Below are 7,377 nucleotides of genomic sequence, written 5' to 3'. Positions count from 1 at the left end.
CAAGACCTTTATGAACATAGCATGAAAGTGCCGTTAATAATCAGTGGTCCAGGAGTTCCTAAAAACGAAATAAAAGACGCTTTGGTCTATTTGTTTGATGTATTCCCAAGTTTGGCAGATTTATGTAATTTGCCAGAACCAACCAATATCGATGGCAAAAACTTCATTTCCATAGTCAAAGGGAAAGCATCTAAAATTAGGGAATCACTTTATACTTCATACAGACATACGGCCAGAGCTGTGAGAACAGACGAATGGAAATTGATTAGATATCCGGAAAGGAATTTTACGCAGTTATTTAATTTAAAAAATGACCCGTTGGAAATTCATAATCTCGCAGAATTAAGCGATTACAAATCTAAAGTAAGTGAAATGATGGGGTTAATTGAAACCTGGCATAAATCAACAGACGATACGGCAAACCTTTATCCATCAGCTATTTTACCGCTAGAATACGATTATAAAAAGCTAAAGCAAAAACCTGATGATAAGCAGCCACAATATATTTTAGACAAATATTTTAAAGGTGTCGATTTGAAAAATGTTCAAAAATCAGCGCATTAATTTTTAAAAATAGAAGCAAGTATTTCTTAGTTTTTTTATAATAAAGTTACATACGAAACTTTCACAACTCCATTTTGATACCCAAGGGAATGATTATACCGAAGTGCCATGTGACCGATAAAAACAAAAATAAAAAGACATGAAATATAAAATTATAGTCGCATTAATAGTTTCTTCCTATGTATTTTTAACTGATGTTTTTTCCCAAAGGGAAATTATTGATTTTAATGCCGATTGGAAATTCACACTTAAGGACAATCCTGAATTTTCAAATCCTGAAATAGAAATCTCAAATTGGAAGCCAGTACAAATTCCTCACGATTGGGCATTCGAAAAAGGTATCTCGGAAAATGGAGCACAAGGTGCAAGTGGCGGTTATTTTGACGGAGGCATTGGTTGGTATCAAAAAACATTCGAGTTTTCCGACACTTGGAAAAACAAACTTGTAACCATTGAATTTGATGGCGTTTACATGAATAGTGAAGTTTGGATAAACGGTCATTATTTAGCCAAACGACCTTATGGTTATATTTCATTTCGTTATGAAATTTCTAAATATTTAAACGATGGGAGTAACACTCTATCGGTTAGGGTTGATAACTCAAAAGAACCTTCTGCCCGTTGGTACCATCCTTGTGGCATCTATGCTCCTGTACGTTTGGTGGTCACGAATCCACAGTTTATAGCTACTCACGGCGTATATATTACAACCCCCACAATAGCAGATGGTTTTGTGGTTGTTGCTGTTGAAACTTCACTTCAAAATTCAAACAATTCAAAATCAAAAGGTGTTTTAGAAACCATCATAAAAGACGTTGAAGGTAGAATTATTTCAAAGGAATCCCAGAAAATTAATTTTAAAAATGCCAATCATAAATTAAGCACTGAATTAAATGTTGAGCATCCAAAATTATGGAGCCCAGATACTCCTTATTTGTATAAAGTTGTCAGTCGCTTAAAGATTAAAAATAAACTTGTTGATGAGGTAGAAACTAATTTAGGAATTCGATCGATAGATTGGAAAACCGATACAGGCTTTTGGTTAAATGGAAAAGTAACGAAATTATTAGGAGTTAGTGAGCATTATGAAGGTGGACCTTTGGGTGGCGCTTGGACAAAACCTTTGTTACGATGGAAATTAGGTTTGTTAAAAGATATGGGCGTAAATGCCATACGTACAGCACATAATCCGGCGCCACCCATGCTTTACGATTTGTGTGATGAATTGGGTATTTTGGTCATGGATGAAATTTTTGATGGATGGAGCCAAAAAGCAAAGGAAGATTACGGAAAACAAGCTTTTGATAATTGGTGGAAACAAGACATGACCGAATGGTTACTACGGAACCGAAACCATCCATCCATAATTATTTACAGTGTTGGTAATGAAACTAGAGGAAAAATAGGAGAGGAATTGGTAGCCCTTTGCCATGTGTTAGACCCTACAAAACCAGTAACATCCGGACATAGTTCCTCAGAATTTATGGATGTATTTGGGGTGAACGGTGGAAGCGAGAAAGCAGGGTTTTTTACTGAAAAAAGACCCGAGAAACCTTTTGTTGCCACAGAAGCACCACATACTTGGCAAACGAGGGGGTATTACAGAACCAAAACATGGTTTAGAGATGGATATCCAAACAAAGGGCAGCAACCTTTTGAATTGCCCGATTTAACCGAAAAAGAGGTGTTTCAATTTGAATGGGCTTCTCCTAATGCCTGGAAAAACGGAAAACAACATTTTAATTCGTCTTATGACAATGCCATGGTGCGTATTTCTGCTCGAAAAAATTGGGAATTAATGCGTGATTTACCATGGTTTAGTGGTCATTTTCGTTGGACAGGTTATGATTATTATGGCGAAGCGGGCTATGTGCACGGCGGTTGGCCTTTTCGTCTTTTTATGGGAGGCGCCTTAGATGTGGCAGGGTTTAAAAAAGACCTGTTTTATTTTTATCAAAGTCAATGGACCAAAGAACCAATGGTGCACATATTGCCACATTGGACACATCCGACTTTAGAAAAAGGAGTTGAAATTCCAGTTTGGGTCTATTCAAATTGTGAAGAGGTAGAATTGTTTTTGAACGGTCGTTCTTTAGGAAAAGACAAACCAGGAAAAAAATGGAACGAGATGCAATGCGAATGGATGGTACCGTGGGATGCAGGTGCAATAATAGCGAAAGGTTTTGTGGATGGTAAAGAAGTTGTTGTTTCAAATCAAATTACGGCGGAAGCACCTGCGCAAATTCAGTTGGATTTAGAAGATAAATACACGCATACAGCAACAGATAAAGTGGCTATTGTAACAACAAATTTGATTGATTCTAATGGTGTTTTTTATCCTTATGGAGAAAACAATATATATTACCATCTTGAAGGTGGTGTCACTTTACATTCATTGGAAAATGGAGACCCAGTAGATACCACTAAAAATGCTGGTGTTTATGAGAAAAAGGCTTTTATGGGAGCCACTAGGGCTTTTGTTACGCTGTCAGAAGATACTAAAAAAGCATCATTAACTGCAGGGGCCATTTTAGGTGAAAAACAATTATTAACATCAAAAAAAGTGAGTATAGATGTGAAAAGTTTAAGTCTAATGGGTTCTAAGGATCGGGAAGATTTCATTGTTTACTATACTATAGATGGAAAACAACCTAGTACACAAAGCCAAATTTATAAAACCCCTTTTGAAGTAAATTTAGGAACAAAAGTGAAGGCTATTGTTGTTAAGAATGGTAATGTGGTACTGTCGATGCAGGAAAAGTTTGGTGAAGATTTGGGATTGCATTGGAATAGAAATGAAACTGCTAATTCAACAGAAGCATTTACAAATGGTATGTTAGCTGCGGATGCCGATGTTAAAGGTGCCGTGGTTATTTCTAATTTAAACCGGCATTATATTGATTTTAAAGGCAAAGAAGGAGAGGTGAGTTGGTATCAAGAAAACGATGGGAGTGAAGGGCGATTCACTTTAAAATTTACTTATGCTTCCAACGATTTAAAATCAAGGCCTATGGAGCTTTTTATCAATAAAAAAAGCGTAGGGATTGTAGATTTTAAAACTACCGAATCTTGGAATTCAAATTGGCAGGACATTGTAGTTAGTCATAAATTAAATGCAGGTGCTAATTATATCGAATTAAAAACGGTTGGCAAAAGTGGGCCTAATTTATTGAAGTTAGTTGTAGAATAAATGGGAAGAATTCTTATCATTACATCATTATTCAATGTTTTTTATCCAATGAAATTTTAGACTTTATAAGTCTAAATAATAGGCTATTTAATTTTTATTTTTAAATAAAAGTACTGGTTATTTAAGTTTTGAATTTATAATTAGCTAAAAAATAATGACGTCCAATAAGCTGTATATATGCAAGAGACTGAAATGTTGCAAGTTCTTGTTTTTTAATGCAACAAATCCATTTTAGCAACATTTTGAACCCATAAATGAGAATTATAAAACTCTTAAGAATGTTAATTTTGTCTTAAACAGTTCTTAAATATTTATTAATAAACTATTAAAAACTACCTAAACTAAAAAGCTAAATTAATTATGAAAACAGAACCTAAAAGAAAATTAAACCATTATTTAGAATTTTGAAAATATGAATACGAAAATACCCATAAAACTTTTGAAAGTTAAGATTGTAGGTAATTTGTTGTCTAAAACCATGTTGTGTTTCTTATTAATGGTTACATCAACCTTTTTGTTTGCAGAAAACAATAATTCTACTAATTCCGTCCTACAACAGGACATTTTTATTAAAGGTACGGTGTTGGATGAGCTAGGGGTGCCATTAATTGGAGCCACCGTTATACAGCAAGGCACCTCTAAAGGAACAGCAACAGATTTTGATGGTGAGTTTAATCTTAAAATAGATGCTAATTCCAATATCGAAATTAGTTATGTTGGTTATAAAACTAAAATTATTAAGAATATTACTAGTTCAATGTCTCCAATGACTATTCAAATGGAGGCAGATTCAACTAGCTTAAACGAAATCGTAATTGTAGGTTTTGGTCAACAAACAAAACAAACTTTAGTAGGAGCGGTTTCATCAATAAAAGGGGAAACCTTGCAGCAAGTAGGTTCTGTTAGCACAATATCAGAGGCACTTCAAGGTTCTTTACCAGGTTTAACAGCGATAAGCAGTAGTGGAAAACCAGGAGCAGATGCTGCTAGTTTGTATTTACGTGGGAGGTCATCCTGGCAGGGCGATAGCGCACCATTTACTTTGGTTGACGGTATTGAAAGGGATATTAATAATATAGACCCGAATGAAATAGAAACTATCTCTGTTTTAAAAGATGCATCGGCTACAGCAGTTTATGGTGTTAGAGGTGCCAATGGGGTAATTTTAATAACAACAAAAAGAGGTAAAATAGGACGTCCTCAATTCAATTTCACTTCAAATATTGGTTTTAAGAAATCTACGGCTAAACCAAAATTTGCAGATTATATCACGACTCAAAACATGTATAATGAGGCTGCCACAAATGATAAAAATTGGGCGCAATTAATTCCTGAATCTACTATAAATGCATGGGTTCAAAATTATGCTCAAAGAGGGCCTTATAATATATATTTTCCAGAAGTGGATTGGACTGACGAAATAATGGGGACAGGTATAGAGCAAACCTATAATTTAAATATGAGCGGCGGTTCAACTTTGGTAAAATATTTTGTATCTGTAGGATATAGGGATGATGGTGATATATTTAAAACTATACCTAATGAAATTTATGATCCTGCGTTTGGAGTGCAAAAATATAACTGGAGATCTAATTTTGATTTTGATGTAACACCTACAACCAAATTAAGTGTTAATTTTTCTGGAAATTATAGAGAAAGAACACAACCAGGTTATCGTATAGATGGTGGAGGCGAAGATGGGTATGGACAAGCGCAATTTTTTAATCTTATTTATACGGCGCCTAGAAATTTATTTCCAATAACCTACGATGATGGATACTATGGTGATAGTACAACAGGAGATGCCAATGTAATTATGCAACTTAATGAGGGAGGTAAAAGAACCTATCAATATTTTCAAGGATTTTATGATGCCGAGTTAAAACAAGGATTAGATTTTATAACTAAGGGGCTTAGTGTTAAAACAAGTATCAATTACTCATCTGAGTCTAATTATGAAAAAAGAATATTGCGCAGTGGTGTTGGTGTAACAACCTTTGATATTATTAGATATTCTCGTACATACGATTATGCAAATCCAATTGTGGGAACAAATGGAGAAACATCCTATCCTTTACTTAGCGAGATACGATATCCAGATCCACAAGCGCAAGAAGGTCCTGTAACAGCTAATACTCCTTCTTTGTATGGGTATAATAGAAAACTAAATTATAAATTCCAATTTGACTATAAAAGAACTTTTGGGAATCATAAAGTGAGTTCGAATGCCATTATGTGGAGGCAAGCGGATACCTATAGAACAGGGTATTTATATAAAAGAGAAGAATGGATTGGTAGGGTAAATTACTATTATAAAGACCGTTATTTATTGGAAGCGAATGGCTCGTATTCAGGGTCAGAAAAATTTGCACCTGGTAAAAGATTTGGTTTTTTCCCATCTATTGGTTTAGGTTGGGTGATATCTGAAGAACCAATAATCAAAAACAATACAGAAAAATGGATGGACTTGTTAAAAGTAAACTATTCATATGGAGTTACTGGAGATGACCCAGGCGATCGTTTTCAATATTTTCAGTCTTATTCAACAGCCGGCAATGTTAATTTCGGGCTTGATAATTTAACTTCTTTTGGTCCTCGATATGAAGAAGGGGCATTAGCAAATGTTAATTCAACATGGGAGGAAAGCCGTGTGCATAATCTTAGTTTCAAAATAGGATTATTTAAAAAATTAGATGTTGCATTAGATTTATATAAAGAACAGCGTACAGGTATTTTAATGGATGTAAGGTTACCTTCTTTTGTAGGGGTAAGTGAATTTGCTACTGGTAATATTGGTGAAACCAAAAAACATGGTTATGAACTGGAGTTAAGTTGGAAAGATAAGATAGGAGAAGATTTTAGGTATAATGTTGATTTCAATACAGCTTTTTCAGAAAACAGAGTTGTTTATAGAAATGATCCAAGATTAGAACCGGAATATCTTCAAGAAGCTGGAAAACCAATTGGTTGGTCAAGAAGATTATTAGAAGGCGGTTTGTATCAAAGTTTAGATGATATATATAATGGTTCAACACCTGTTTTGGGTTCAAGTCAAGGGAATTTAGTTCCTGGAGATGCGTTGTATGTAGATTATAACGGCGATGGTATTGTAACAAATGCAGATTATGTTGCCATGGATAAAATTACAGGTTTCCCTTTAAGAACATATTCACTTGGATTAGGCGTTGGTTATAAAAACTTTGATATGTCTGCGCGTTTTTATGGCGTTTCCGATGTGGGATACATTATTTCAAATGACTATTATTTCGATTTTAATGGGTACATACAAGCAAATGAAGACGTAACGGAGAGATGGTCTCCTGAAACGGCCTTAACAGCAACCAAGCCAGCACTTCACTTAGTAAATACTCATAATAGAACAAGTAGTACCTTAACCTACACCGATGGTTCTTATATAAGATTAAAAAGTGTTGAGGTTAGCTATAGGTTTAATAAAAAGCATATTAAGAAATTAGGAATAAATTCATTACAGTTATATGCTAATGGGAACAATTTATTTACATGGAGCAAACTAGATGATCAAATGGATCCTGAAAATAGTGGAACGAATAGTTATCCAATTGTGAAGAGATACAGTTTAGGTTTAAGAGTCGCATTTTAAT

At 34.5% G+C, this 7,377-nt stretch carries 3 protein-coding genes; all 3 read left to right on the top strand.

The window, feature by feature from the left end:
* On the top strand, positions 1 to 564 hold a 564-nt coding region (locus tag ABYI63_RS14305), incomplete at its 5' end, for a sulfatase/phosphatase domain-containing protein (protein ID WP_372757230.1).
* 139 nt (positions 565 to 703) lie between these two features.
* On the top strand, positions 704 to 3,754 hold the full coding sequence (locus ABYI63_RS14300; protein ID WP_372757228.1) for a glycoside hydrolase family 2 TIM barrel-domain containing protein: 3,051 nt from the start codon (positions 704 to 706) through the stop codon (positions 3,752 to 3,754).
* 412 nt (positions 3,755 to 4,166) lie between these two features.
* The gene (locus ABYI63_RS14295) at positions 4,167 to 7,376 is read left to right on the top strand and encodes a SusC/RagA family TonB-linked outer membrane protein (protein ID WP_372757226.1); all 3,210 of its coding nucleotides are present in this window, start codon (positions 4,167 to 4,169) and stop codon (positions 7,374 to 7,376) included.
* Position 7,377: the final 1 nt, after the last annotated feature.

This window comes from Mariniflexile sp. (genome assembly GCF_041583155.1).
Classification (GTDB): domain Bacteria; phylum Bacteroidota; class Bacteroidia; order Flavobacteriales; family Flavobacteriaceae; genus Mariniflexile.
Note: the sequence above shows the minus strand (reverse complement) of the source record. Positions and strands in the feature narration are given on the sequence as shown.

What these genes read in the sequence shown, in the direction of transcription:
- ABYI63_RS14300 (WP_372757228.1), top strand. Translation starts at nt 704, where the DNA reads ATGAAATATAAAATTATAGTCGCATTAATAGTTTCTTCCTATGTATTT.
- ABYI63_RS14295 (WP_372757226.1), top strand. Translation starts at nt 4,167, where the DNA reads ATGAATACGAAAATACCCATAAAACTTTTGAAAGTTAAGATTGTAGGT.